This is a genomic window from Massilia agilis (assembly GCF_024756255.1).
GTDB lineage: Bacteria > Pseudomonadota > Gammaproteobacteria > Burkholderiales > Burkholderiaceae_D > Telluria > Telluria agilis.
Map to the genome: position 1 here is coordinate 1,331,598 of NZ_JANUHB010000001.1, position 26,078 is coordinate 1,357,675.

Consider the following 26,078-nt stretch of genomic DNA (forward strand, 5'->3'; position numbering starts at 1 on the left):
TAATCTGATATTTCGCTCCGGATTGACCCAGCACCCGAATGAAGGTATTTCGCGGACTTCCCAACGACAGGGCCCGTGCCCCGTGCGCGCTCACGATCGGCAACTTTGACGGCGTCCACCGCGGCCACCAGGCTTTGCTGGCGCACGTAACCGGCGCCGCGGCGCGGCTCGGGCTGGAAGCGGCCGTGATGACCTTCGAGCCGCACCCGCGCGAGTTCTTCGCCGCCAAGATGGGTGACGAATCGAAGGCGCCGGCGCGCATCGCCAACTTGCGCGACAAGCTCAGCGCCCTCGACAATGCCGGCGTCGACCGCGTCATCGTCGAACACTTCAACGACCACTTCGCATCCCTCTCCCCGCGCGAGTTCACCGAGCGCGTGCTGGTGCAGGGCCTGCACGTCAAATGGCTGATGGTCGGCGAGGACTTCTGCTACGGCGCCCGGCGCGCCGGCAGCGTGCAGACGCTGATCGAGGCCGGCCGCGAGTACGGTTTCCACGTCGAGTCCCTGCCCGCCGTGATGCACGGGCCGCTGCGCATCTCCTCATCCGAAGTGCGCGCCGCGCTCGGCCGCGGCGACTTCGACACCACGCGCGACCTGCTCGGCCACTCGTATTCGATGTCCGGCCACGTCATCCACGGCGCCAAGCTCGGCCGCACGCTGGGCTTCCCGACCATGAACCTGCGCGTCGTGCACCGCCCCGCCCTGTCCGGCGTCTTCGTGGTGCAGGTGCATGGCCTGGCCGACCGGCCGTTGCCCGCTGTCGCCAGCCTGGGCGTGCGCCCCACCGTCGAGGACCAGGGCCGCACCCTGCTGGAAGTACACGTGTTCGACTTCCACCAGGAGTGCTACGGCAAGCTGGTGCGCGTCGAGTTCCTGGCCCGCCTGCGCGACGAAGAAAAATACAGTGACCTGGCCACGCTCACCGCCGCGATCGAGCACGATGGCCAGCAGGCGCGCGCCTGGTTTGCCCAGCGCGCCGGAGCCCTGACCGCCACCGACCGAATTTGACGCCCGCGCCCAGCGGCCAGCGCCGCGCACCTGTGTGTCACGACCGAATCCACTTTTGAAACAGCATATGTCCGATAACAGCAAACCCGTCCAGAACAAGCCCGCCAAGGCGGCCGACAAGCCCCAGAGCAAATACCCGGTCAACATGCCCGACACCGCGTTCCCGATGCGCGGCGACCTCGCCAAGCGCGAGCCGGGCTGGGTGAAGCAGTGGCAGGACAAGAAAATCTACCAGCGCATCCGCAAGGCTGCCGCCGGCCGCCCCAAGTTCGTGCTGCACGACGGCCCGCCGTACGCCAACGGCGACATCCACCTGGGCCACGCGGTCAACAAGATCCTCAAGGACATGGTGGTCAAGTCGCGCACCATCGCCGGCTTCGACGCGCCCTACGTGCCGGGCTGGGACTGCCACGGCATGCCGATCGAGATCCAGATCGAAAAGCTGTACGGTAAAAACCTGCCGACCGCCGAAGTGCTGCAGAAGGCACGCGCCTACGCGATTGAACAGATTGACCGCCAGCGCGCCGGCTTCATCCGCCTGGGCGTGCTCGGCCAGTGGGAAAACCCGTACATGACCATGGCCCACGGTAACGAGGCCGACGAACTGCGCGCGCTGGGCAAACTCCTCGACAAGGGCTACGTGTACCGCGGCCTGAAGCCCGTGAACTGGTGCTTCGACTGCGGCTCGGCGCTGGCCGAGGCGGAAGTGGAATACCAGGACAAGCGCGACCCGGCCATCGACGTCGGCTTCCCGTTTGCCGAACCCGAGAAGCTGGCCGCCGCGTTCGCGCTGCCCAAGCTGCCGCAGTGGGACGGCTACATCGTCATCTGGACCACCACCCCGTGGACCATCCCGTCCAACCAGGCGCTCAACGTGCATCCGGAAGTGACCTACGCCCTGGTGCAGGCCGAGCGTGACGGCAAGCCGATCCTGCTGATCCTGGCCGAAGACCTGGTCCAGTCGTGCCTGGAACGCTACAAGCTGGAAGGCCAGGTCATCGCCACCACCGTCGGCGAAGCGCTGGCCGGCATCCGCTTCAAGCACCCGCTGAACCAGGCCGACAAGTTCTACGACCGCACCTCGCCGGTCTACCTGGCCGACTACGTCACCACCGACAGCGGCACCGGCGTGGTCCACTCGGCGCCGGCCTACGGCATCGAGGACTTCCAGTCCTGCAAAGCGCACGGCATGAAGGACGACGAGATCCTGAAGCCGGTGATGGGCGACGGCCGCTACGCCTCGACCCTGCCGCTCTTCGGCGGCATGACGATCTGGGAGGCGAGCAAGCCGATCTGCGCCGCGCTGACCGAAGCGGGCGCGCTGTTCGAATTGAAGATGTTCGACCACAGCTACATGCACTGCTGGCGCCACAAGACCCCGATCGTCTACCGCGCCACCAGCCAGTGGTTCGCCGGCATGGACGTCACGCCCAAGGACGGCGGCGCCACCCTGCGCGAGACCGCGCTCGCGGGCATCGAACAGACGCAGTTCTTCCCCGACTGGGGCAAGGCGCGCCTGCACGGCATGATCGCCAACCGTCCGGACTGGACCCTGTCGCGCCAGCGCCAGTGGGGCGTGCCGATGGCCTTCTTCATCCACAAGGAAACCGGCGACCTGCACCCGCGCACCGCGCAACTGCTGGAGCAGGTGGCCAAGCTGATCGAAAAAGACGGCATCGACGCCTGGCACAAGCTCGATCCGAAAGACGTTCTGGGCGAGGACGCCGCCCACTACGAAAAAAACCGCGACACGCTCGACGTCTGGTTCGACTCCGGCACCACGCATTTCACCGTGCTGCGCGGCTCGCACAAGGAAGAGTCGCACTTCCCGGCCGACCTGTACCTGGAAGGCTCGGACCAGCACCGCGGCTGGTTCCACTCGTCGCTGCTGACCGCCTCCATGCTCGACGGCCGCCCGCCGTACAAGGCCCTGCTCACGCACGGCTTCACCGTCGACGAGCACGGCCGCAAGATGTCCAAGTCGCTCGGTAACGTGCTCTCGCCGCAGAAGATCAGCGACACGCTGGGCGCCGACATCCTGCGCCTGTGGGTGGCCTCGACCGACTACACGGGCGAGCTGGCCCTGTCCGAAGAGATCCTCAAGCGCGTGACCGAAGCCTACCGCCGCATCCGCAACACGCTGCGCTTCCTGCTTGCGAACACCTCCGACTTCGACCCGGCCACCAACGCCGTGCCGGTCGCGGACATGCTCGAGATCGACCGCTGGGCGATCGCCATGACCGAACAGCTGCAGAAGGACGTGGCCGCCAGCTTCGACCGCTACGAGTTCCACCCGGTCGTGGCGCGCCTGCAGAACTACTGCTCGGAAGACCTGGGCGGCTTCTACCTCGACGTGCTCAAGGACCGCCTGTACACCACGGCCATCGATTCCAAGGCGCGCCGTTCGGCCCAGACCGCGCTGTGGCACATGACGCACAGCCTGCTGCGCGTGATGGCCCCGATCCTGTCCTTCACCGCCGAGGAAGCCTGGGCCGTGTTCGCAGGAAGCGAAGGCTACCAGGCCAGCGACGAGACCATCTTCACCCAGACCCTGTGGACCTTCCCCCAGGTGGCCGATGGCGAAACGTTGCTGGCCAAGTACACCGAGCTGCGCGCCGTACGCGCCGCCGTGACCAAGGAGCTGGAAGAGCTGCGCGCCGCAGGCAAGATCGGCTCGTCGCTGCAGGCCGAGCTCGTGATCAAGGCTGCCGGCGAGAAGTACAAGCTGCTCGCCAGCCTGGACGACGATCTCAAGTTCGTGTTCATCACCTCGCAGGCCAAGGCGCTGCAGGCCGCCAGCGAGGCCGAGGAATCGGTTGCCGTCACCGCGTCCGAAGCGCCCAAGTGCGAGCGCTGCTGGCACTACCGCGCCGACGTGGGCAGCCACCACGAGCATCCGGGCCTGTGCGGCCGCTGCGTGAGCAACCTGTTCGGCGCCGGCGAAGATCGCCGCTTCGCGTAAAGTGATCGGTCCCGCCCGCACCCCGGCAAGCGATGCGGGCGGCCCTCGACCCTGACAACGACAATATGGCAACCAAAAAGAAACCGGCCTTCGTAAGCGCCCCCGCTTCCCGCGCCAACAGCCTGATGCCGTGGCTGGGCATCGCCTTCATCGTCATCCTCCTCGACCAGCTCACCAAGATCACCATCACCACGCTGTTCATGCACGGCGAGGAAAAGACCATCACCAGCTTCTTCAACCTGGTGCTGGCCTACAACGAGGGCGCCGCCTTCAACTTCCTGTCCAACCAGGGCGGCTGGCAGCGCTACCTGTTCACCGCAATCGCGATCGGCGCGGTCGGTTTCATCCTCTACCTGCTGCGCCGCGCCGCCGGCCAGCGCCTGTTCTGCTGGGCGCTCGCACTGATCATGGGTGGGGCGCTGGGCAACGCGATCGACCGCCTGGCCTACGGCCACGTGATCGACTTCCTCGACTTCCACTGGGAGGGCTTCGGCCACTTCCCGGCCTTTAACATCGCCGACTCGGCGATCACCATCGGCGCGATCCTGTTCATCTTCGACGAGCTGCGCCGCGTGAACAAGCAATGAGGGGGGCACTCCAATGAGCCTGGACCTGAACGGCAAGAAGATCGTACTGGGCCTGTCGGGCGGCGTGGCCTGCTACAAGGCCGCCGAGCTGTGCCGCGCGCTGGTCAAGCAAGGCGCCAGCGTGCAGGTGGTGATGACCGAGGCCGCCACGCACTTCATCGGCGCGGTCACCATGCAGGCGCTGTCGGGACATACGGTTTATACCGATCAGTGGGACCCGCGCGTGGCCAACAACATGGCCCACATCGACCTCACGCGCGGGGCCGACGCGGTGCTCATCGCACCCTGCTCGGCCGACTTCATTCGCAAACTCGTGCACGGCGCCTGCGACGACCTGCTCTCCACCCTGTGCCTGGCGCGCCCGCGCCACGTACCGCTGCTGGTCGCCCCCGCCATGAACGTGGAGATGTGGGAGAACCCGGCCACGCAGCGCAACGTCGCCTGGCTGCGCGCGGACGGCGTCCAGGTGCTCGGTCCTGCCGCCGGCGAGCAAGCCTGCGGCGAAACCGGCCTGGGCCGCATGCTCGAGCCGCAAGACCTGCTCGACGAGCTCGTGGCCTCGTTCCAGCCCAAGGTATTGGCCGGCAAGCGCGTGTTGATCACCGCCGGCCCGACCTTCGAGCCGATCGACCCGGTGCGCGGCATCACCAACCTCTCCTCTGGCAAGATGGGCTATGCGGTCGCGCGCGCCGCGCGCGAGGCCGGCGCCGAGGTGCTGCTGGTGTCCGGCCCCACCACCCTGCCCACGCCGCACGGCGTGCGCCGCATCGACGTGCAGAGCGCGCGCCAGATGTACGACGCGGTCATGGCCGCCGTACCCGGCCAGCATATCTTCGTGGGCGTGGCGGCCGTGGCCGACTGGCGCGTGGCCAACCCGAGCGACCAGAAGGTCAAGAAGCAGGAAGGCGGCGCGCCGCCCCAGCTCCGGTTCGAGCAGAACCCGGACATCCTGGCCACCGTGGCCGCCACCACCAGCATCTCCGGATGGCCCTACTGCGTGGGCTTTGCCGCCGAATCGGAAAACCTGCTCGAATTTGGCGCGGCCAAGCGCGAGAAAAAAGGCATTCCTCTGTTGGTCGGCAATATCGGCCACCACACTTTCGGGCAGGATGACAACAGCATCGTGCTGTTCGACGAAACTGGCCACACGGTCCTGCCGCGCGCCCCCAAGCTGGTGCTGGCGCGCCAGCTGGTCTCCGAAATTGCCAAGCGCCTCGAACAGCGCTCTTTGCTTACCTGACAACAACGCATGAAATCCATCGACATCAAGATCCTCGACCCGCGCATGAAGGACCAGCTGCCGCAGTACGCCACGCCCGGCAGCGCGGGGCTGGACCTGCGCGCCTGCATCGACGCCCCGCTCACGCTGGAACCGGGCCAGACCGTCCTGGTGCCCACTGGCCTGGCGATCCACCTGGCCGACCCTGGCTACGCGGCAATGATCCTGCCGCGCAGCGGGCTCGGCCATAAGAACGGCATTGTTTTGGGCAATCTGGTAGGCTTGATCGACTCCGATTACCAGGGCCAGCTGATGGTCTCGACCTGGAACCGCAGCCAGGTGGCCTTCACGCTGCAGCCCATGGACCGGCTGGCCCAGCTGGTCGTCGTCCCGGTACTGCAGGTGGGCTTTAACGTGGTGGAGGAGTTCGAATCGACTGAACGGGGCGCCGGCGGTTTCGGCAGCACCGGAAAAGGATAAATGAGGAGAATCATGAGCCGCATCCATCGCCTGCGCCCCGCGGCGCTTGGAATCACCGTTGCCCTGCTGCTGTCGGCCTGCGCCACCCAGGCGCCGATGAAGCCGACCGGCCCGTCCACCGCGGCCCAGCCCACGCGCGAAGCGCCGGCCATGACGCCGCAGATGGCCGCCAACGTCGAGACCCTCACGCGCATGGCGGCCCTGCAGGAACGCCTGTACCACGTGGCGGCGCCGCTCCTGATCGAAAACGCCGAGCTGTGCAAGACGCACGCGCGCAACCTGCTCGGCTTCACCGCCAAGAACCGCTACTCCTACCCGGGCGAATACAACGAAGCGGCGCACGTCGCCTTCGGCATGGACGAGCGCCTGCAGGTCACCGAAGTCCTCGCCGGCAGCGGCGCCGCGCGCGCGGGCCTGAAGGTCGGCGACGGCCTGGTCGCCGCCGGCGCCAAGCCGCTGCCCACCGGCCGCCATGCGCTGTCCGGCGCCGGCGCCATCTTCGCGCCGCTGGTCGCATCGCAGGCTGCGCTGCCGCTCACCATCGAACGCAAGGGCGCCACCCGCGAGCTGACGATTCCTGTCACGCGCGCCTGCGCCTACGCCATCGAGCTGGGCAACGCCGACAACGTCAACTCCTATGCCGACGGCCAGCGCATCATGGTCACGCGCGGGATGATGGAGTTCACCCGCGGCGACGACGAACTGGCCTACGTGCTCGCCACCGGGCTTGCGCACAACGTGCTTGGCCACGCCGCGGCGCAGCGCAATTCGGCCACCATCGGCAGCATCATCGACAACCTGGTGCGCGTCAAGCCGGACGACTCCATGCTGATCGGCAGCGGCGGCATCAAGGCCATGCCCGCCGACATGGACGCGCAGGCCGACCGGCTGGCGGTGTACATGCTGGCCCGCGCCGGCTACAACATCGACGGCGACGACGACTTCTGGAAGCGGCTTGCGTCCACCGTGCCCGCCACCGTGCTCAACGGGTACACCGCCAACCACCCGTCGGTGGATGCGCGCGTTGCTGCCATCAACCGGGCCGTCGCCGAAGTGAAAACCAAGCGCTCCTCCAAAAGGCCGCTGGTTCCGTGATGGCGTAGGGTGGGCAGCTTTGCTGCCCACGCGTTCAAGCGCCGCCGATGCTACCGCCCCACGGGCTGTGCCGAGATTGTTTGGACGCGTGGGCAGCAAAGCTGCCCACCCTACGCTATGATTGCCATTTCCGCATCGACGGCACTGGCAATCGCCCATGGACAGCATCGACCTCGAAGTACTGAAAACCGCCGCCGCCTGGCTTGCTGCCGGCCACCGCTGCGAACTCGTCACCGTCATCAAGACCTGGGGCTCGAGCCCGCGCCCGCCGGGCGCCATGCTGGCGATCCGCGAGGGCGGCGAGATCGTCGGCTCGGTCTCGGGCGGCTGCATCGAGGACGACCTGATCGCCAGCGTCGCGCGCGACGGCATCAGCCAGACCATCCCCTACTTGCGCGACTACGGCATCAGCGCCGACCAGGCACGCCGCTTCGGCCTGCCCTGCGGCGGCACGATCCAGCTGGTGGTCGAGCCGCTGTCGGCCGCCAGCGGCATTCCCGAACTGCTCGACCGGCTCGCGCACGGCCACACCGTCGAGCGCCGCATCGACCTGCGGACCGGCGCGGTCAGCCTGGCCAGCGCCAGCGCCGACAGCGCGCTGCATATCGACGGCAACCTGCTGGTGACCGTGCACGGCCCGCGCTGGCGCCTGTTCATTATCGGCGCCGGCCAGTTGTCGCGCTTCCTGGCGCAGGTCGCCAGCGCCATGGACTACCGGGTCACGGTGTGCGACCCGCGCGAGGAATACCGCAGCGGCTGGGACGTGCCCGGCGTGGAGCTGGTGCATGTGATGCCCGACGACCTGGTGATCGAGGCACACCTGGATGCGCGCAGCGCCGTGGTGGCGCTCACCCATGACCCCAAGCTCGACGACCTGGCGCTGATGGAGGCGCTCAAGTCCGATGCCTTCTACGTCGGCGCGATCGGCTCGCGCCTGAACAACGCCAAGCGCCGCGAACGCCTCAAGCTGTTCGACCTCACCGACGAACAGCTGGCACGCCTGCACGGCCCGGTCGGCATCTACATCGGCAGCAAGACGCCGGCCGAAATCGCGATCTCGATCCTGGCCGAGATGACGGCGGTGAAGAACGCCGTCCCTGCCGGCCTGCTGGTGCCGCACGCGGTGGCCGCGCCGGCTGGCACCGCAGGCTGCACCCTGCCCTGATTCGAACGCAAGAAACGGCTGGCCGCGCGCGCCGGCCGTCGTCACAATACGCGCCTGGTCACACCACACAACAAGAATGAACACTGCCAACCTGATTCGACTCGTCACGCTCGCCGCCATCTGGGGCGGCTCGTTCCTGTTCATGCGCATCAGCGCACCGGTGCTCGGCCCGGCCGTGCTGATCGAATGGCGCGTGCTGCTCGCCGCGCTGTTCCTGATGGTGGTGGGGCTGGTGCTGCGCCGCCGCGCCGCTCCCCTGAACCTGCGCGAGAACTGGAAGCACTTCCTGGTCCTTGGCTTCTTCAATTCCGCCCTGCCCTTCCTGCTGTTCGCGTTCTCGGCGCGCACGCTGTCCGCGTCCGTGATGTCGGTGGTGAACGCGACCGCGCCGATGTGGGGCGCCATCATCGGCGCGGTCTGGGGTCGCCAGCCGATCAAGGCCCGCACGGCGCTCGGGCTGGTGCTGGGCACCGTTGGCGTGGCCGTGCTGGCAGGCTTCGACAAGGTGTCCGCCAAGCCCGGCGCCGGCATCGCGCTGGTGGCCACGCTCGCCGCCGCCTGCAGCTACGGCATTGCGACCACCTACGCGCGCTCGGCCAGGAGCGTGGCGCCGTTCGCCAACGCCCACGGCTCGATGTGGGCCGCGGCCCTGCTGGTGCTGCCTGCGCTGCCGTTCTTCCCGCAGCCAGGCCAACCCACGCTCACCGTCGCGGCCAGCGTGGTCGCGCTTGGCGTGCTGTGCAGTGGCATCGCCTACCTGCTGTACTTCCGCCTGATCGAGGAGATCGGCCCCACCTCGGCCCTGACCGTCACCTTCCTCAACCCGGTGTTCCGCATCCTGTGGGGCTCGCTGTTCCTGGGCGAAGTGGTCGGCTGGTACACCGTCGCCGGCGCGGCCATCGTGCTGGTCGGGACCGCCCTCGTCACCGGTTTCACGCCGCGCTTCGGCCGCGCCCCGGCCGTGGCCGCGGGCAAATAGATGGCGGCCACGCTGGCGATCCCGCTGCCCGCTGCCTACCGCAGCGAGGACGTGCTCGACTTCCATCGCCGCGACGGCGAGTGCGTCGCCGAACAGGTAGCGGCCACCTCCCTGCGCAAGGGCGTGATGTTCGACGGCGTGCCGGTCGTACTCGAGGTGGAGATCGGCAGCCAGGCCGCGCAATGCCGCATCGACACCGGCGGCAAAGTCAGCAAGCGGCTGCACGCGGTGGCGCACGAGGCCCTCCTGAACATCCTCGGCCTGCGCATCGATCCCGCACCGTTCATGCAAGCAGTGCACGGCGACGCCCTGCTCGGCGCGGTCGTGCAGCGCATGCCGGGCCTGCGCATCGTGCAGTCGGCCACCGTGTTCGAGGCACTCACCTGGGCGATCATCGGCCAGCAGATCAACCTGCCGTTTGCGATCGCACTGCGCCGCACCTTCATCCAGCAGGCCGGACGCCAGCACGCGAGCGGCTTGTGGTGCTATCCCGAGGCGGCCGACGTGGCGCGACTGGATCTCGACGCCCTCACCAGCCGCAAGTTCTCGCGCGCCAAGGCCGAGACGCTGCTGCGCGTGGCGCGGCTGGCGGACAGCGGCGAACTGTCGCTCGCGCGCGACGACGATCCGGTGCGCGCCGCGCACGCGCTGCTGGAGGTCAAAGGCATTGGTCCCTGGACCGTCAACTACACCCTGCTGCGCGGCTACGGCTACGCCGACTGCTCGCTGCATGGCGACGTGGCGATCCGCGCGGCGCTGCAGCGCCTGCTGGGCGAGGACAGCAAGCCCGACCTGGCGCGCACCGAAGTGCTGCTGGCGCGCTACGCGCCGCACCGGACCATGGCCGCCGCCTACCTGTGGGCCAGCCTCAACCAGCCAGCCGGCTGATCCATGCAAGCAGGCTCAAGCGAACTAGTCTTGCCCTAGCGCAAACCGCCTGACAGCCCGGTCGCGATACTGTTCCCCTTGGCTAGAACCACGGGGAAAGGCATGACGATGAAATCGCAACTCCTGCTGCTGCCGCTGCTCGCCGCCTGTGCGCCGTCGTACGCGCAACTGTTCGACGCCGACCAGCGCGGCGCCTACCTGTCCGTCCAGGCAGGCAACGGCCACATCGACGGCCCCCAGGCCACCGGCCACACCGGGATGCGCTGGCGTGCCTTCGAGGTGCGCGCCGGCCGCGACCTGAACCCGCACATCGTCGGCGAGGATACGATCGAAGGCAAATCCACTGCGCGCATCGACTTCGTGTACTACAACGAGGGCCACCCGGACAACAACCACCGTGACGGCTTCGCCTTCCAGTTCACCTACACCCGCCGGTTCGGCGATGCGCTCACGGCCGAACTGTCGGTGGGGCCGTACACGAGCATGAACACCACCACCCAGGGCGGCGTGCAGATCGACCAGGCGCGCCGCGGCATCCTGTACAGCGCGGCCTTGTGCTACCCGCTCGACTGGTGGGCCAAGGGCGCGCACCTGCGGCTGGGCTACAACCACGTAGCAATTCGCGACACCTTTCATTCCGACGCGCTGATGGTCGGCATCGGCCGCCATTTCACGGACGTGCCGCCGTTTCCGGAAACCGACTTCGCGCGCAGCCGCCTGTGGCTCGGCGCCTCGTATGGCCGCTCGTTCACCAGCCAGTCCGGCACCCAGGACGCCAACGGCGCCATCTTCGAAGCCAAGCAGTATGGCGGCAAGTGGGCCATGTCGTTCAAGGGCATTTTCGAAGGCGACGACCGGGTGCGCGTGGACCGGCGCGGCGTGGCGGCGCAGTTCTGGTTCGTGCAGCCGCTCACGCCCAGCTGGTCGGCCCAGGCCGGCATCGGCCCCTACTTTGCGGAAAACCGACGCGAGGGCAACCGCACCGGCGTGCACGGGCTGATCACCTTGCAGTTCGAACGCAACCTGTCCGAGAACACCAAGGCCTGGTTTGCGTTCCACCGGGTGAAAACCTTTCGCGAATCGAACGACCGCGATTTGTTCCACCTGGGCCTGAGCCACGCCTTCGGCAACTAGCGCCCGTGCGGCAAACACATTGGCGCCTGGCCGAACCGCTCAGTCCCAGCGTGGCAGGCCGTCGAACTGCTGCGCGCCCTCCCCCGAAAAACGGATCAGCTCGGTCAATGGCACGGTGGCCAGGTTGTCGCGCCCGTAATGGCCGCCCAGCGCGCTCGGTATCTTGAGGCAATACTTGCGCCCGGCCGCCAGCGGCCCCAGCGTGGTCTCGGCCAGGTGCACCACCTCGGGCATGTACCAGTCGTTCAGGAAAGCCTGGTTGTAGGCCAGCGCGTCGAACGCCGCCTGGTCCTCGGCCAGTGGCTCGCAGCACAGGTCCTGCGGCCGCAGACGCCAGAACCGGCCATCCTCGTCGCGGATGATCAGGTTGCCGAAGGCGTTTTCACCGAGCACTTCGACGGCGGTCAGCCCGCACCAACCCCACGCTTCGTTAATTTCGTCAACAGTAATCATCGATCACGCTCCGCATCCATGAATACCACGGGCGCCCTCAGGCAGCCCCAGCAACTCCTTCGACAGCGCCGGTGCGCTACTGTCGCGTCAGCATGCACGGGACTTGATGCAAATCGAGGGCGCCGACGCTTGCCGCAGACAAACGAACTGAAGCTGCTCAGGGGAAAACGATAAGGCCAAGGTCCAATTGGCGCGGCGGTGCCGCTTGCCTACATTCGATGCAGCGGCAGGCAATCCGCCACCGGATACAGGAGACTTTTGTCATGAACCGAACAATACGTTTAGCGCTGGCAGCTGCGCTGCTGGCCGCGACCGGGGGCGCGCTGGCGCAGGCCCAGGCGCAGATGCAACTGCCGCAGGCCCGGCCAGCCCATGGCCAGAGCGCGGACCGGCAAAGCAGGGACGAATCGGCCTGCGTTACCACCGCGCGCAAGCGTACCGGACTGGACCCCTACGTCCTGGCCGAAAACGCCACGCCCCTGCAACCGGGCAAGGGTATTACCAGCGTCCCGATTGAAGCGCCGACGATGGCGATGGGTTCGTCCGGTGGCGGCGCAACCGGCGCCGGCAGCGAAACCGGCACCCAGCCTGCGCAAGCGGGCGCCATGGGCACGTCGGGCGGCGGGCAAACCGGCGGCGGTGGCGGCCAGATGGGCGCGCAGGGCGGTATGGCCGGTGGCGGGCAGACGGGCGCCCAGGGCGGCATGGCGGGCGGCGGCGGTGCCATGGGCGCCAGCGGCAGTACCGGTGAAACGGGCGCTGCTGGGGCGGCATCGACCGGCGGCGCGGCTGGTGCGGGCATGTCGGGCGCCGGCGCAACGGGAGCAAGCGGTGCGGCAGGTGCAACCGGCGCCGGCGGCACCCAGATGGCCCAAAACAACACTGCCGATGTCTTCAACCGCGCGTTTGCCAGGTGCATGACGAGCCGCGGCTACACTGTCGAGAGCGCCAGCCAGGGCGGCACGCCGTAACCAGCTTCACGGGCGCATTGATCCCTGTCAGAGCGGCGGCTGCAACCGCCGCCGCATCCGGCGTCTCCAAATGGCAGAGCAGGCGCGCCGGCCGCGCGCGTCCCCCGTCCGAGGAGCAACGCCATGTCGCACCCGCTTAGCAAGCCCGGCCTGGCCATCGGCGCCTTCGCGCTGGTGGCGGCAGCGCACGCGCAAGAGTCCATGTCCGATCAATGGCAGTTCGAGGTCGGTCCGGCCCTGTGGGCCACCGCCGCCAGTGGCTACCTGCGGCCATCCCCGGCGGCGCCGGTCGCGCACTTCAACGACAGTTTCGGCAACATGCGCCTGAACGCAGCCAGCTTCAGCATGGACGCGGGCCGCGGCCGCTGGGGCGTGCTGGTCAACCTCACCGGCATCGGCCAGTCGCGCGACTCCGACCCGCTGCGCCACGGCGAGCCTGGCCGCACTTCGCCCGATGGCACCTACAGCGTCGCGCAGCTGGCCGGCGCCTACCGGCTGTCGAACGACCCGGACACCCACTTCGACCTGGTGGCCGGGGTGCGCTTTTCCTCGCTCGACATCGACGTGACCCAGCCGCAGAGCGTCGCCCAGTTCTCGTGCGTCAAGTGCAGCCACAATGAACACTGGACCGACGGCATTGCCGGCTTTCGCGTCGAGCACCGGCTCGACCGCGACTGGTGGATCAACATCTACGCCGACTATGGCGGTGGTGGCAGCAACAGCACCTGGCAGGCCTTGCTGGGCGCCACCTGGCGCATCGACGAGGACATCAATGCCAAATTCGGCTACCGCATCCTGAGCACCGACTTCCAGAAGACCCAGCTCATGTATAACCTGAAGACGGGCGGCCTGTATGCCGGGCTCGGCATGCGATTTTGAGGACGGAAATGAAAAACGCCGCCGGGCTGTAAGCACCGGCGGCGTTTTGAATCTGGTTGCGGGGACAGGATTTGAACCTGTGACCTTCGGGTTATGAGCCCGACGAGCTGCCAGACTGCTCCACCCCGCGTCTGATGCTTCGCATTATACGCCCCTTCGCTGGATTAGGCAAACTTAATCCTTCCGCGATGTGCGATTGCAGCAGATGACCTCCGGCAGCGCACATGCAAGACGCATTGTTGCCGGCAGGCGCGCATGGTGGCGGCAGATGCGACGCGCGGTACTGCCGGGTTGGCGCGTCCGTCAACTGCGGCGCAGCGGGCGCAATCAGTGTAAAGTAAGCGCAATACCATTTCTCGCGCTACCTATGAAATTCTGTTCCGAGTGCGCCCACCCGGTCGCGCTGGCCATTCCCGAAGGCGACAACCGGCCGCGCTACGTGTGCACGCACTGCGATGCCATCCATTACCAGAATCCCAAGCTGGTGATCGGCTCGATCCCGGTCTGGGAAGGCGACGGCGAACTCAAGGTGTTGCTGTGCAAGCGCGCGATCGAACCCCGTTACGGCTACTGGACCTTGCCGGCCGGCTTCATGGAAAACGCCGAGACCACCGCCGAGGCCGCCGTGCGCGAAACCGAGGAGGAAGCCGGGGCCCACATCGAGCTCGGACAACTGTTCACCCTGCTCAACGTTGCCCATGTGCACCAGGTGCACCTGTTCTACCTGGCCCGCCTGCGCGACCTCGACTTTGCGCCCGGCATCGAAAGCCTCGAGGTGCAGCTGTTTTCCGAGCGCGAGATCCCCTGGGACGAGCTCGCCTTCCCGACCATCCGTACCACGCTGGAACTGTTCTTTGCGGACCGCGTCAAAATGAGGGAAGGCGGCAGCTACGGTTTCCATAGTCAAGACATCGTGCGCCCCATGCGCATGGCCGGCGCCCCCGGCTGACCCCCATGATCCCCTGGCTCGAGACAAATACGCCGTTCCCCGACGTGTCCGAGGCATTGACCATCGACGCGCCGGGCCTGCTTGCGGCCGGGGCCGACCTGTCGCCACAGCGGCTGCTGCTGGCCTACCAGAACGGGATCTTTCCGTGGTTCTCCGAGGGCCAGCCGATCCTGTGGTGGAGCACCGACCCGCGCATGGTGCTGTACACCGATGACTTCAAGATCAGCGACAGCCTCAAGAAAACGCTGCGCCGCGTCGAGCGCAGCCGCACCGCCGGCGGACGCTGGGACGTGCGCTTCGACACCTGCTTCGAAGCCGTGATGCGCGCCTGCGCCGCCCCGCGCAAGGACGGTCCCGGCACCTGGATTTCCGAGGACATCATCGACGGCTACACCGGCCTGCACCAGATGGGCTACGCGCACTCGTCCGAAGTGTGGCTGGACGGCCAGCTGGTCGGCGGCGCCTACGGCGTGTGCATTGGCCGCATGTTCTACGGCGAGTCGATGTTCGCGCGCGTGTCGGACGCGTCCAAGGTCGCGCTGGCCTACCTGGTCGCATTCCTGCGCCAGCATGGCGTGCGCATGATCGACTGCCAGCAGGAGACGGCGCACCTGGCTTCGCTTGGCGCGGCGCCGATTTCGCGCGAGCGCTTCGTCCAGCACCTGCGCGCAGCCATCCGCGAGCCGGCGATCACCGACTGGCAAGTGGTGCCACCGTTCGCTGCCGAACGCTGAGAATTGCGAACTTTCGCTAGAATGAGCTCACACGTCGCCAAGAGAGCATTTGCATGACGCACCTAAACGACCTGCCCTTCTCTACGCTGCAGTTCTACACGACGGCGCCCTACCCGTGCAGCTACCTCGACGCGCGCCAGGCGCGCTCGCAGGTCGCCACCCCGTCGCACCTGATCAATGCCGACGTGTATTCCGAACTGGTCAAGAACGGGTTTCGCCGCAGCGGCATCTTCACCTACCGCCCGTATTGCGACGGCTGCCGCGCCTGCATCCCGGTGCGCGTGCGCACCGCCGACTTCACGCCCAGCCGCGGCCAGCGCCGCGCCTGGAAGCGCCACGCCGGCCTGGTGGCCATGGTGGCCAACCTGTCGTTCTCGGACGAGCACTACGCGCTCTACCTGCGCTACCAGACCACGCGCCACGCCGGCGGCGGCATGGACCAGGACAGCCGCGACCAGTACGCGCAGTTCCTGCTGCAAAGCCGCGTCAACACCCGCCTGGTTGAGTTCCGCGAGCCGGACGGCACCTTGCGCATGGTGTCGATCATCGACGTGCTGTCCGACGGGCTCTCGTCCGTGTACACCTTCTTCGATCCCGACGTGCCCGGCGCCTCGTACGGCACCTACAACGTCATGTGGCAGGTGGACCAGGCGCACGAGCTCGGGCTGCCCTACGTGTACCTGGGCTACTGGATCGAGCAGAGCCCCAAGATGGCCTACAAGATCAACTTCCGGCCGCTGGAAGCGCGCATCGACGGCGTGTGGGACGTGCTGGACCGCTGAACGCGACCGGCTCCCGTAGGGTGGGCAGGTTTCCTGCCCACGCGTTCACGCTTCGCTGGAACTGCCCGGGGCGCAGGCCGGATTGACCTGATCTGAACGCGTGGGCGGGAGACCCGCCCACCCTACGGTAAAATGTCGGGCATTCCTTTTCGAGTGCCCCATGTCCGACAAGCTCCTGTACGCCCTCACCCGCCCACTGCTGTTTTCCCTCGACCCCGAAACGGCCCACAACCTGACCCTGCCGGCGCTGCGCCGCGCCGAAAGCCTGGGCCTGCTGCGCCACCACGCGCGCCCGGCGCCCGATCCGCGCACCGTCATGGGCATCACCTTCCCCAACCCGGTGGGCCTGGCGGCCGGCCTGGACAAGGACGGCGCCTACATCGATGGCCTGGCCGCGCTGGGCTTCGGCTTCATCGAAGTGGGCACGGTGACCCCGCGCGCGCAGCCGGGCAACCCGCGCCCGCGCATGTTCCGCCTGCCGCAGGCGCAGGGCATCATCAACCGCATGGGCTTTAACAACGGCGGCGTGGACGCCTTTGTCGCCAACGTCCAGGCCTCGCGCTTTTACCAGGACAAGCTCGGCGTGCTGGGCCTGAACATCGGCAAGAACGCCGACACCCCGATCGAGCGCGCCGCCGACGACTACCTGATCTGCCTGCGCAAGGTCTATCCGTACGCGAGCTACGTCACGGTCAACATCTCCTCGCCCAACACCAAGAACCTGCGCCAGCTGCAGGGCGCTTCCGAACTGGACGCCCTGCTGTCGCAGCTCAAGAGCGAGCAGGCGCGCCTGGCGGACCAGCACGGCCGCTACGTGCCGATCACGCTCAAGATCGCGCCCGACATCGACGCCGACCAGGTCCGCAACATCGCCGACGCGCTCCTGCGCCACAAGATCGACGGCGTCATCGCCACCAACACCACCCTCTCGCGCGATGCCGTGCAAGGCATGCCCCACGGGAGCGAGACCGGCGGCCTGTCCGGCGCGCCGGTATTCGAGCTGTCCAACACCGTGATCCGCGGCCTGAAGCAGGAGCTTGGCAACGAGATCCCGATCATCGGCGTGGGCGGCATCATGCGCGGCGGCGACGCCCAAGCCAAGATCGACGCCGGCGCGTCGCTCGTGCAGCTGTACAGCGGCCTGATTTACGCCGGCCCGGCCCTCGTGCGCGAATGCGCGGCGGCCCTCAAAGCCTGATTGGAGTACCCATGCAAAAGCACCAGCTAGGCAGCACCGACCTGCACGTGACCCGGGTCTGCCTGGGCACGATGACCTTCGGCCAGCAGAACACCGAGGGCGATGCCCACAGCCAGCTCGACTACGCGCTCGAGCGCGGCATCAACTTCGTCGACACCGCCGAGATGTATCCGGTGCCGGGCCGCGCAGAGACGCAGGGCTCGACCGAGCGCTTCATCGGCAGCTGGCTCAAGAAAAGCGGAAAACGCAGCCAGATCATCCTCGCTTCCAAGATCGCCGGGCCGAATCCGGCCATCGACTGGATCCGCGGCGCGCAGCACAACTTGGGCGCGGCCGACGTGCGCCAGGCGGTCGAGGACAGCCTGCGCCGCCTGCAGACCGACTACATCGACCTGTACCAGGTCCACTGGCCCAGCCGCAACCTGCCGATCTTCGGCGCCAACGCGTTCGTGCCCGAAAAGGAGCGCCCGGGCGTGGCGATCGAAGAGACCTTGGGCGCGCTGGACGAGATGGTCAAGGCCGGCAAGATCCGGCACGTGGGCGTCTCCAACGAGAGCGCCTGGGGCGTGTGCGAGTACGTCAAGCAGGCCGAGACCAAGGGCCTGCCGCGCATCGCCACCATCCAGAACCTGTACAACCTGACCGCGCGCGCGTTCGAAACCAGCCTGCTGGACGAAGCCTGCTACCGCGAGAAGGTGAGCCTCCTGGCCTACAGTCCGCTCGCGTTCGGCCAGTTGACGGCCAAGTACATCGACGACCCGAAGGCGGTGGGCCGCCTGTCGATCTTCCCGCCCACGTGGAGCCCGCGCTACCTGCGCCCGGCGGTGATCGAGGCGACCAAGGAATATGCGGCGCTGGCGCGTGCCAACGGATTGAGCCCGGCGCAGATGGCGCTGGCGTGGTGCTACTCGCGCTGGTTCGTGGCCTCGACCATCATTGGCGCGACCAGCCTGGCGCAGCTGAAGGAAAACATCGACGCCGAGCAGATCACGCTGCCGCAGCACGTGCTGGACCAGATCGACGCGATCCACGCGCGCTACACCAACCCCGGCCAGTAAAACCGTCGTCCCGGCGCACGCCGGGACCCATGCTGCGCGTGCAGCCAACCTGCATTCGCACAAGCCACCGCCCCCACAACCGTCGTCCCCGCGCAGGCGGGGACCCATGCTGCGCGTGCAGCCAACCTGCGTCCGCACAAGCCCCCCAAAAAAACCGTCGTCCCGGCGCAAGCCGGGACCCATGCTGAGCGTGCGGCCCACCTGCGTCCGCACAAGCACCCGCCCCCAAAACCGTCGTCCCCGCGCAGGCGGGGACCCATACTGCGCGTGCAGCCAACCTGCGTCCGCACAAGCCCCCCCAAAAAAACCGTCGTCCCGGCGCAAGCCGGGACCCATGCTGCGCGTGAAGCCAACCTGCATTCGCACAAGCCACCGCCCCCAAAACCGTCGTCCCCGCGCAGGCGGGGACCCATGCTGAGCGCGCGGACTGTCGGCGCTTTTCCATATCGTGCAAACGGTCCATGGGTCCCCGCCTGCGCGGGGACGACGGTTTGAGGCTAACGCGATATTTGTAAGCCGCGTGGTTCCACGCTCGGCATGGGTCCCGGCTTTCGCCAGGACGCCGTGCTTGAGTTAGCTGGGCCGGGACGACGAGCCGGCGTTGGCCGCCGTTCAAGCCCTACGCCGCCTCTCCCATCGGCAGCAGCGCCTTCTCGATCTCGCCGCGCGTCACCTTGGGCGCGAAGCGCTCGATGAAGTGATACGCATAGTCGCGCAGGTACGCGCCGCGCCGCAGCGCCAGCCGCGTCACGTTGGGCGCGAACAGGTGTGACGCGCCGATCGCGCGCAGGCCCTTGTCACGCCCGTGGTCGAACGCCATCGACGCCACGATCCCCACGCCCATGCCCAGCGCCACATACTGCTTGATCACGTCCGAATCCATCGCCGTGAGCGCCACGTCCGGCGCAATCCCGGCCTCGACAAACGCCGAGTCGATGTGCCCGCGTCCGGTGAACCCGACGTCGTAAGTGATGATCGGGTGCGTCGCCAGGTCCTCGATCCGCAGCGGCGTTTTCGATAGCAGCTCGTGCCCTTCCGGCACCACGACCAGGTGGCTCCAGCGATAGCACGGGAACGACACCAGCTCCGGGAACGCCGACAGGCCTTCGGTCGCAATCCCGATATCCGCGCGCCCGGACAGCACCAGCTCCGCGATATGCTCCGGCGCGCTCTGCTGCAAGGCGATGCGCACGTTCGGGAACGCCATGCGAAACGCCTGCACCGCCTCGGGCAGCGCGTAGCGCGCCTGCGTGTGCGTGACGGCCACGGTGAGCGTGCCGCTGTCCTGGGCCGCGTATTCGGCGCTGGCGTTGCGCAGGTTCTCCGCCTCCACCAGCAGCCGCTCGACGATCTTGAGGATGCCCTTGCCGGGCGCGGTCAGCCCGGTCAGGCGCTTGCCGTTGCGCTCGAAGATGACCACCCCGAGCTCTTCCTCCAGCTCGCGGATCTGGCGCGACACGCCGGGCTGCGACGTGAACAGGGCGTTGGCCACCTCGGTCAGGTTGAAGCCGCGCCGCGCAGCCTCGCGTACGGAGCGCAACTGCTGGAAGTTCATATGTTGCTCCCCTCGTCCACGAACACATGCATGCGGCGCGGCCGCACCACGAGCTGTTCGCCTTCCTTGAGCGCGAGCTTGCCATAGCGCTCGTTCGGGATCACGGCCTCGATCAGCTCCGCGTTATCCAGCCGCTCCAGGTCCAGCTGCGCCAGCGGCCCGATCGCGTGCGCACGGCGCAGCGTGACCACGATGCCCTCGGCGTCCGGCGTGTAGCGCTCCACTTCCAAATCATGCGGCCGCACGTAGCCCACGGCCTGCGCATCGGCCACATTCGCATGCTGCGGCGCCTCGAGCTCCACGCTGCCGCTGGCCAGCACGCCTTCGCGCACGCGGCCGTGGAACAGGTTCACGTTGCCCAAAAAACCGTACACGAAGGGCGAGGCCGGCTGGTTGTACACCTGGTCCGGCGTACCCAGCTGCTCGACCCGGCCCTTGTTCATCAACACCACCTGGTCGGCCACTTCCAGCGCTTCCTCCTGGTCATGCGTGACGAAGATCGAGGTCACGTGCAGCTCGTCGTGCAGGCGGCGCAGCCAGCGGCGCAGCTCCTTGCGCACCTTGGCGTCCAGCGCGCCGAACGGCTCGTCCAGCAGCAGCACGCGCGGCTCCACCGCCAGCGCGCGCGCCAATGCGATGCGTTGGCGCTGGCCGCCCGACAGCTGCGGGGGGTAGCGGTCAGCGATCCAGTCCAGCTGCACCAGCTCCAGCAGCTGCTTTACCTTCGCGCGGATCTGCGCTTCGCTGGGCCGCTCGCTGCGCGGCTTGACACGCAGGCCGAACGCGACGTTCTCGAACACCGTCATGTGCTTGAACAGCGCATAGTGCTGGAACACGAAGCCGACCTGGCGCTCGCGCACATGGCGGCGCGACGCATCGTGCCCGTCGAGCAGCACGCTGCCAGCGTCCGGATGTTCCAGGCCCGCGATGATGCGCAGCAGCGTGGTCTTGCCGCAGCCGGAAGGCCCGAGCAGCGCGGTGAGCTGCCCGTCCGGGAACTGCAGCGACACGTCGTCCAGCGCCGTGAACTGGCCGAACTGCTTGCGGATGTGTTGGACTTCGATCGTCATGCTATTGCTCCGTATTGCCGTCGGCGCCCGGCTGGCCGGCCGTGTGCAGGCGCCATTCGATGAAGGACTTGACCGCCAGCGTGACCAGCGCCAAGAGCGCCAGCAGCGACGCGATCGCGAACGCGGCGGTGAAGTTGTATTCGTTGTAGAGGATCTCGACCTGCAGCGGCATGGTGTTGGTCTCGCCGCGAATGTGGCCGGAGACGACCGACACCGCGCCGAACTCGCCCATCGCCCGCGCATTGCACAGGATGACGCCGTACAGCAGGCCCCACTTGATGTTCGGGAGCGTCACCTTGCGGAAGGTGGTCCAGCCCGATGCGCCCAGCACCAGCGCCGCCTCTTCTTCCTCGGTGCCCTGCTGCTGCATCAGCGGGATCAGCTCGCGCGCCACGAACGGGAAGGTGACGAAGATCGTCGCCAGCACAATGCCCGGCACGGCGAACAGGATCTTGATGTCGTGATCCGAAAGCCACGGACCGAGCCAACCCTGCGCGCCGAACAGCAGCACGTAGATCAGGCCCGCGATCACCGGCGACACCGAGAACGGCAGGTCGATCAGCGTGAGCAGCACGCTCTTGCCCGGAAAATCGAACTTGGCGATGCACCAGGCCGCGGCCACGCCGAACACCAGGTTGAGCGGCACCGAGATGCCGGCCGCGATCAGCGTCAGCTTGATGGCCGAGATGGCGTCCGGGTCGAGGATAGCTTCGACATAGGTATGCCAGCCGCCCTTGAGCGCCTCGGTGAACACGGCCACCAGCGGCACGAACAGGAACAGCGTCAGGAACGAGAGCGCCACCGTGAGCAGCGCATAGCGCACCCAGCCCGGCTCGAGCAGGTCGGTGCTCGCCTGCTGGCGGGCCGGCGCGGCTTGTTGATCGATGACCGCGCTCATTTCTTGCCCGCCCGTTTGCGTGCCCACGACTGCAGCAGGTTAATCGTCAGGAGCATGATGAACGACGCGATCAGCATCACCACGGCAATCGCCGTGGCGCCCGCGTAGTCGTACTGCTCCAGCTTGGTGATGATGAAGAGCGGCGTGATCTCGGACACCATCGGGATGTTCCCCGCGATGAAGATCACCGAGCCGTATTCGCCGGTGGCACGCGCGAACGCGAGCGCAAAGCCGGTGAGCAGCGCCGGCACGATCGACGGCAGCACCACGCGCACGAAGGTCTGCAGCGGCGAGGCGCCCAGGCTGGCGGCCGCTTCTTCCAGCTCGCGCTCCGATTCCTCCAGCACCGGCTGCACCGTGCGTACCACGAACGGCAGGCCGATGAAGGTGAGCGCGACCACCACCCCCAGCGGCGTGAACGCCACCTTCAACCCGAACTTGGTCAGGTACTGGCCGATCCAGCCGTTTTGCGAATACAGCGCGGTGAGCGTAATGCCCGCCACCGCAGTGGGCAGAGCGAACGGCAGGTCTACCAGCGCATCGATGAAGCGCTTGCCGGGAAATCGGTAGCGCACCAGCACCCACGCAACGATGCCGCCGAAGATCACGTTCAGGAAGGCGGCGATTAGCGCGGCGCCGAAGCTCAGGCGATAGGACGCAACCACCCGCTCCGAGCTGACCGCGCTCCAGAACGCATCCCAGGTGAGGGTAAAGGTTTTGAGGAAGACCGCCGACAGCGGGATCAAGACGATCAGCGCCAGGTAGAACAACGTGAAGCCGAGCGAGAGCCCGAATCCGGGGATGACCCGGCCGGGGCTGCTGCGCGGCGCGGAAAACAGGGACATGGGGACCTTATTACATTTCCTTCTAAAGGGTCCCCATCATCGCACTGCCAACTCATAAACCAAACGAAGCATTCTTCATTTGCATATGACGATTTGGCTATGTAGCGAAGTCTTCAATAGATGAGCTTTGCGGCAACACCGGTCAGCGTGACGGCCAGCAGCGTGCGCGCCACCCGCTCCGGCACCGCGCGCGAGGCCCAGGCGCCGAGCGTGATGCCCGGTACCGAGCCCACCAGCAAGGTGGCCAGCAGCAGCCAGTCGATCGAGCCCAGCCACCAGTGCCCGGCGGCGGCGATGGCGGTCAGCGGGACCGCGTAGGCGATGTCGGTGCCCGCGATTTCGGCCGGCGTCAGGCGTGGGTACAGCATCAGCAGGATGGTGGCGCCGATCGCGCCGGCGCCAATGGAAGAAATGGTCACCAGCGTGCCAAGCACGGCGCCGGCAAGCACGGTGGCCAGCGACAGCGCACGCCCGTGCAGCTGGCGACCAGGGCTGGCATGCACCCAGGCAAGCATACGCGACCGGAAGATCAACGCCACCACCGTCAGCAGCACCGAAACGGCGATCGAATAACGGATCACCAGGCCAATGGCGGGGGTGAGCGCACCAAACTGATGCAAGGCGAAGGTGGCGACGAGGGCGGCCGGCAAGGCACCGGCGCACAAGCGCAGCACGATACCCCACTGCACATTGCCCTTGGAGCGGTGGGTGATGGTGCCGGCAGTCTTGGTCAGTGAGGCAAAGGCCAGGTCGGTGCCGACGGCAACCGATGGCGTGACGCCGAACAGCAGCGTCAGGAGCGGCGTCATGAGCGAGCCGCCGCCCACGCCGGTCATTCCGACCAGCAGGCCGACTGCAAAACCACTCATAACGTAAGTCAACGACATCATTTACCCTCAAGTTTGGCTCAAGGGTAAATGGCTGCCGCCGTTATGCAAACAACAGCTTCCTTATTTGCTTATGCGTGTTCTCGCGGTTGTAGGGTGGGCACTCGTGCCCACGCGCTTGTCACGCACCGCGTGCAACGGCGTGGGCTAAAGAGCCCACCCTACCAGCCGCTTACTTGTTCGGCTGCGGCGTCATGCGCAGGTAAGGCCGCGGCGCGGTGTACCCCTTCGGGTACTTGCGCTTGATCTCTTCCTCGTCCTTGACCGACAGCGGAATGATCACGTCGCCGCCCTGCTTCCAGTTGCCCGGCGTGGCCACGTTGTGGCTGTCGGTCAGCTGCAGCGCGTCGATCACCCGCAGCACCTCGTCGAAATTGCGGCCGGTGCTCATCGGGTACGCAATCATCAGGCGCACCTTCTTGCGCGGGTCGATCACGAACAGGGTGCGCACCGTGGCGGTTTGCGACTGCTCGGGGTGGATCATGTCGTACAGTTTGGCGACCTTCTGGTCCTGGTCGGCGATGATGGGAAAGCCCACCACGCACTGCTGCGTTTCTTCGATGTCGCGTGTCCACAGCTTGTGCGACTCGGCCGGGTCGACCGACAGCGCGATCGCCTTGACGTTGCGCTTGTCGAACTCGGGCTTGAGCTTGGCGGTCAGGCCCAGTTCGGTGGTGCACACCGGCGTGAAGTCGGCCGGATGCGAGAACAGCACGACCCAGGAGTCGCCTGCCCAGTCGTAGAAACGGATCTTGCCGATGGAGGAATCCTGCTCGAAATCGGGGGCGGTATCGCCCAAGCGTAAGCTCATGGTCATCTCCTCAGGTGAAAGGGTAAAACGCCATCATGCCGTGAAGCCGGACCGGCATTGTGCGCCAGATCGAACCGGCGCAAACCTGCTAGAAGTAACGGGTGTACAGCACCACCGCCCAGGTCACCGCGGCCAGCCCGATCGACAGCGCCACCGCGGCGCTGCCGATGTCCTTGGCCTTTTTCGACAGCGGGTGGCGCTCCAGCGAAATGCGGTCCACCACTGCCTCCAGCGCCGAATTGATGAGCTCGACGATCAGCACCACCACCAGCACCCCGATCAGCACCAGCTTCTGGAAGCCCGACACCTGCAGCGACAGCGCCACCGCGGTCGCAATGGTGAACACCAGGATCTCCTGCCGGAACGCGTATTCCGTGCTCCAGGCGGCCTTGAAGCCGTCAAACGAGTTGTAGAAAGCGTTGAGGATGCGCCGCAGCCCGCTCTTGCTCTTGAATTCGCTGGTCAGGTTGTCCATGGATTGTCCGATTATGCACTACTCCCATTATGCCTGTGCGCGGCGCGGCCGGGCAGTCCATGCTGGTCAAACGGCTAAGTGTTTGCCTTCGCGTTTCAGCATATGGTATAAAGAAGCAGATTTACTGCAGTGCACCAACCACATCATGAAAATGGACACCGTAGAACCGGCCAAGACATCGATCCAGGTGATCGAGCGCATGGTTGCCTTGCTCGATGCGCTGGCCGCCTATCCGGACCCGGTAAGCCTCAAGGAACTGTCCAAGATCTCCGGGCTCCATCCCTCCACCGCCCACCGCATCCTCAACGACATGGTCGTGACCCGCTTCGTCGATCGGGTCGAGCCGGGCACCTACCGCCTCGGCATGCGCCTGCTCGAACTGGGCAACGTGGTCAAGAGCCGCCTGTCGGTACGCGAAGCCGCCGTGGACTTCATGCGCGCGCTACACAAGAAAACCCAGCAGACCATCAACCTGTCGGTCCGCCAGGGCGACGAGCTCGTGTACATCGACCGTTCCTTCTCCGAGCGCTCGGGCATGCAGGTGGTGCGCGCGATCGGCGGGCGCGCCCCGCTGCACCTGACCTCCACCGGCAAGCTGTTCCTGTCGGTCGATGAGCCCAAGGCGATCCGCGCGTACGCCACCCGCACCGGCCTGGCGGGCCACAACAAGAACTCGATCACCGACCTGGCCAAGCTGGAACGCGAGCTGTCGCTGGTGCGCGCGCGTGGCTATGCGCGCGACAACGAAGAGCTGGAACTGGGCGTACGCTGCATGGCAGCCGGCATCCATGACGACACCGGCAAGCTGGTTGCCGGCCTGTCGATTTCGGCGCCGGCCGACCGCCTGCAGGAGGACTGGCTGGAAGATCTGGTCAGCACCGCAGCGCAGATTTCGGCCACGCTTGGCTACCGCCCCGCCAGCGCGGCCTGAACCGCCACGCAGCGTAGGGTGGGCTCTTGAGCCCACGCGCGATACGCGGCCCGTGCGACAGCG

General features: G+C 66.9%; 26 protein-coding genes and 1 tRNA gene. 18 read left to right on the forward strand and 9 right to left on the reverse strand.

The features are described from left to right. The first annotated feature begins 38 nt into the window (after positions 1-38). The 10 genes from NX774_RS06010 to NX774_RS06055 all read left to right on the forward strand — a co-directional run bounded on the left by NX774_RS06010 (position 39) and on the right by NX774_RS06055 (position 11,519). Positions 39-1,010, forward strand: coding sequence for a bifunctional riboflavin kinase/FAD synthetase (locus tag NX774_RS06010; protein WP_258821245.1), 972 nt, complete (start codon positions 39-41; stop codon positions 1,008-1,010). A 67-nt stretch (positions 1,011-1,077) separates the two neighbouring features. Beyond that, positions 1,078-3,972 (forward strand): isoleucine--tRNA ligase, encoded by a 2,895-nt coding sequence (gene ileS, locus NX774_RS06015; protein WP_258821246.1) that lies wholly within the window; start codon positions 1,078-1,080, stop codon positions 3,970-3,972. A gap of 65 nt (positions 3,973-4,037) precedes the next feature. Beyond that, positions 4,038-4,559 (forward strand): signal peptidase II, encoded by a 522-nt coding sequence (gene lspA, locus NX774_RS06020; RefSeq protein ID WP_258821247.1) that lies wholly within the window; start codon positions 4,038-4,040, stop codon positions 4,557-4,559. Between the two features lie 19 nt (positions 4,560-4,578). Next, positions 4,579-5,799 carry a bifunctional phosphopantothenoylcysteine decarboxylase/phosphopantothenate--cysteine ligase CoaBC gene (coaBC, locus tag NX774_RS06025; RefSeq protein WP_258821451.1) on the forward strand — a complete coding sequence of 407 codons (1,221 nt, stop codon included), beginning with the start codon at positions 4,579-4,581 and terminating at the stop codon, positions 5,797-5,799. Positions 5,800-5,808: 9 nt separating this feature from the next. Continuing rightward, positions 5,809-6,258: a dUTP diphosphatase gene (dut, locus tag NX774_RS06030; protein WP_258821248.1), complete on the forward strand. Its 450-nt coding sequence runs from the start codon at positions 5,809-5,811 to the stop codon at positions 6,256-6,258. Between the two features lie 12 nt (positions 6,259-6,270). Further along, positions 6,271-7,353, forward strand: coding sequence for a M48 family metallopeptidase (locus tag NX774_RS06035; protein WP_258821249.1), 1,083 nt, complete (start codon positions 6,271-6,273; stop codon positions 7,351-7,353). 157 nt (positions 7,354-7,510) lie between these two features. Beyond that, on the forward strand, positions 7,511-8,518 hold the full coding sequence (locus NX774_RS06040; protein WP_258821250.1) for an XdhC family protein: 1,008 nt from the start codon (positions 7,511-7,513) through the stop codon (positions 8,516-8,518). Positions 8,519-8,594: 76 nt separating this feature from the next. Then, on the forward strand, positions 8,595-9,497 hold the full coding sequence (locus tag NX774_RS06045) for a DMT family transporter (protein ID WP_258821251.1): 903 nt from the start codon (positions 8,595-8,597) through the stop codon (positions 9,495-9,497). Next, positions 9,498-10,385 carry a DNA-3-methyladenine glycosylase family protein gene (locus NX774_RS06050; protein ID WP_258821252.1) on the forward strand — a complete coding sequence of 296 codons (888 nt, stop codon included), beginning with the start codon at positions 9,498-9,500 and terminating at the stop codon, positions 10,383-10,385. A gap of 108 nt (positions 10,386-10,493) precedes the next feature. Then, complete coding sequence (locus tag NX774_RS06055) at positions 10,494-11,519, forward strand: outer membrane beta-barrel protein (RefSeq protein ID WP_258821253.1); 1,026 nt, start codon at positions 10,494-10,496, stop codon at positions 11,517-11,519. Between the two features lie 39 nt (positions 11,520-11,558). Here NX774_RS06055 and NX774_RS06060 read toward each other — a convergent pair whose 3' ends face one another. Beyond that, entirely contained in the window at positions 11,559-11,972 is a 414-nt protein-coding gene (locus tag NX774_RS06060) for a T6SS immunity protein Tdi1 domain-containing protein (protein WP_258821254.1), read from the reverse strand. Between the two features lie 263 nt (positions 11,973-12,235). Here NX774_RS06060 and NX774_RS06065 point away from each other — a divergent pair, with 263 nt between their 5' ends. Together NX774_RS06065 and NX774_RS06070 are read left to right on the forward strand one after the other, a co-directional pair. Further along, a complete protein-coding gene (locus NX774_RS06065; protein ID WP_258821255.1) occupies positions 12,236-12,943 on the forward strand; it encodes a hypothetical protein in 708 nt (235 codons plus the stop codon). A gap of 123 nt (positions 12,944-13,066) precedes the next feature. After that, entirely contained in the window at positions 13,067-13,822 is a 756-nt protein-coding gene (locus tag NX774_RS06070) for a porin family protein (protein WP_258821256.1), read from the forward strand. Positions 13,823-13,875: 53 nt separating this feature from the next. Here NX774_RS06070 and NX774_RS06075 read toward each other — a convergent pair. Then, a tRNA-Met gene (locus tag NX774_RS06075) sits at positions 13,876-13,952 on the reverse strand. A 237-nt stretch (positions 13,953-14,189) separates the two neighbouring features. Here NX774_RS06075 and NX774_RS06080 point away from each other — a divergent pair. The 5 genes from NX774_RS06080 (at position 14,190) to NX774_RS06100 (ending at position 18,543) form a co-directional block, all read left to right on the forward strand. Then, complete coding sequence (locus tag NX774_RS06080) at positions 14,190-14,771, forward strand: NUDIX hydrolase (RefSeq protein ID WP_258821257.1); 582 nt, start codon at positions 14,190-14,192, stop codon at positions 14,769-14,771. A 5-nt stretch (positions 14,772-14,776) separates the two neighbouring features. Next, on the forward strand, positions 14,777-15,505 hold the full coding sequence (gene aat / locus NX774_RS06085) for a leucyl/phenylalanyl-tRNA--protein transferase (RefSeq protein ID WP_258821258.1): 729 nt from the start codon (positions 14,777-14,779) through the stop codon (positions 15,503-15,505). A gap of 53 nt (positions 15,506-15,558) precedes the next feature. Next, on the forward strand, positions 15,559-16,287 hold the full coding sequence (locus NX774_RS06090) for an arginyltransferase (protein WP_258821259.1): 729 nt from the start codon (positions 15,559-15,561) through the stop codon (positions 16,285-16,287). Between the two features lie 160 nt (positions 16,288-16,447). After that, positions 16,448-17,485 carry a quinone-dependent dihydroorotate dehydrogenase gene (locus NX774_RS06095; RefSeq protein ID WP_258821260.1) on the forward strand — a complete coding sequence of 346 codons (1,038 nt, stop codon included), beginning with the start codon at positions 16,448-16,450 and terminating at the stop codon, positions 17,483-17,485. A gap of 11 nt (positions 17,486-17,496) precedes the next feature. Continuing rightward, on the forward strand, positions 17,497-18,543 hold the full coding sequence (locus tag NX774_RS06100) for an aldo/keto reductase (RefSeq protein ID WP_258821261.1): 1,047 nt from the start codon (positions 17,497-17,499) through the stop codon (positions 18,541-18,543). A 619-nt stretch (positions 18,544-19,162) separates the two neighbouring features. Here NX774_RS06100 and NX774_RS06105 read toward each other — a convergent pair. The 7 genes from NX774_RS06105 to NX774_RS06135 all read right to left on the reverse strand — a co-directional run bounded on the left by NX774_RS06105 (position 19,163) and on the right by NX774_RS06135 (position 25,084). Next, positions 19,163-20,098, reverse strand: coding sequence for a CysB family HTH-type transcriptional regulator (locus tag NX774_RS06105; RefSeq protein ID WP_258821262.1), 936 nt, complete (start codon positions 20,096-20,098; stop codon positions 19,163-19,165). Continuing rightward, entirely contained in the window at positions 20,095-21,168 is a 1,074-nt protein-coding gene (locus NX774_RS06110; protein WP_258821263.1) for a sulfate/molybdate ABC transporter ATP-binding protein, read from the reverse strand. Before NX774_RS06110 ends, NX774_RS06105 begins: the two co-directional genes overlap by 4 nt. Before the next feature lies 1 nt (position 21,169). After that, positions 21,170-22,066, reverse strand: a complete 897-nt coding sequence (gene cysW, locus NX774_RS06115; protein ID WP_258821264.1) for a sulfate ABC transporter permease subunit CysW — start codon at positions 22,064-22,066, stop codon at positions 21,170-21,172. Beyond that, entirely contained in the window at positions 22,063-22,911 is an 849-nt protein-coding gene (cysT, locus tag NX774_RS06120; RefSeq protein ID WP_258821265.1) for a sulfate ABC transporter permease subunit CysT, read from the reverse strand. Before cysT ends, cysW begins: the two co-directional genes overlap by 4 nt. Positions 22,912-23,024: 113 nt before the next feature. Continuing rightward, positions 23,025-23,798, reverse strand: a complete 774-nt coding sequence (locus NX774_RS06125; protein ID WP_258821452.1) for a sulfite exporter TauE/SafE family protein — start codon at positions 23,796-23,798, stop codon at positions 23,025-23,027. 172 nt (positions 23,799-23,970) lie between these two features. Beyond that, positions 23,971-24,609 carry a peroxiredoxin gene (locus NX774_RS06130; protein ID WP_258821266.1) on the reverse strand — a complete coding sequence of 213 codons (639 nt, stop codon included), beginning with the start codon at positions 24,607-24,609 and terminating at the stop codon, positions 23,971-23,973. Positions 24,610-24,697: 88 nt separating this feature from the next. Continuing rightward, positions 24,698-25,084, reverse strand: coding sequence for a diacylglycerol kinase (locus NX774_RS06135; RefSeq protein WP_258821267.1), 387 nt, complete (start codon positions 25,082-25,084; stop codon positions 24,698-24,700). Positions 25,085-25,229: 145 nt separating this feature from the next. Here NX774_RS06135 and NX774_RS06140 point away from each other — a divergent pair, with 145 nt between their 5' ends. Further along, the gene (locus NX774_RS06140; RefSeq protein ID WP_258821268.1) at positions 25,230-26,015 is read left to right on the forward strand and encodes an IclR family transcriptional regulator; all 786 of its coding nucleotides are present in this window, start codon (positions 25,230-25,232) and stop codon (positions 26,013-26,015) included. Positions 26,016-26,078: the final 63 nt, after the last annotated feature.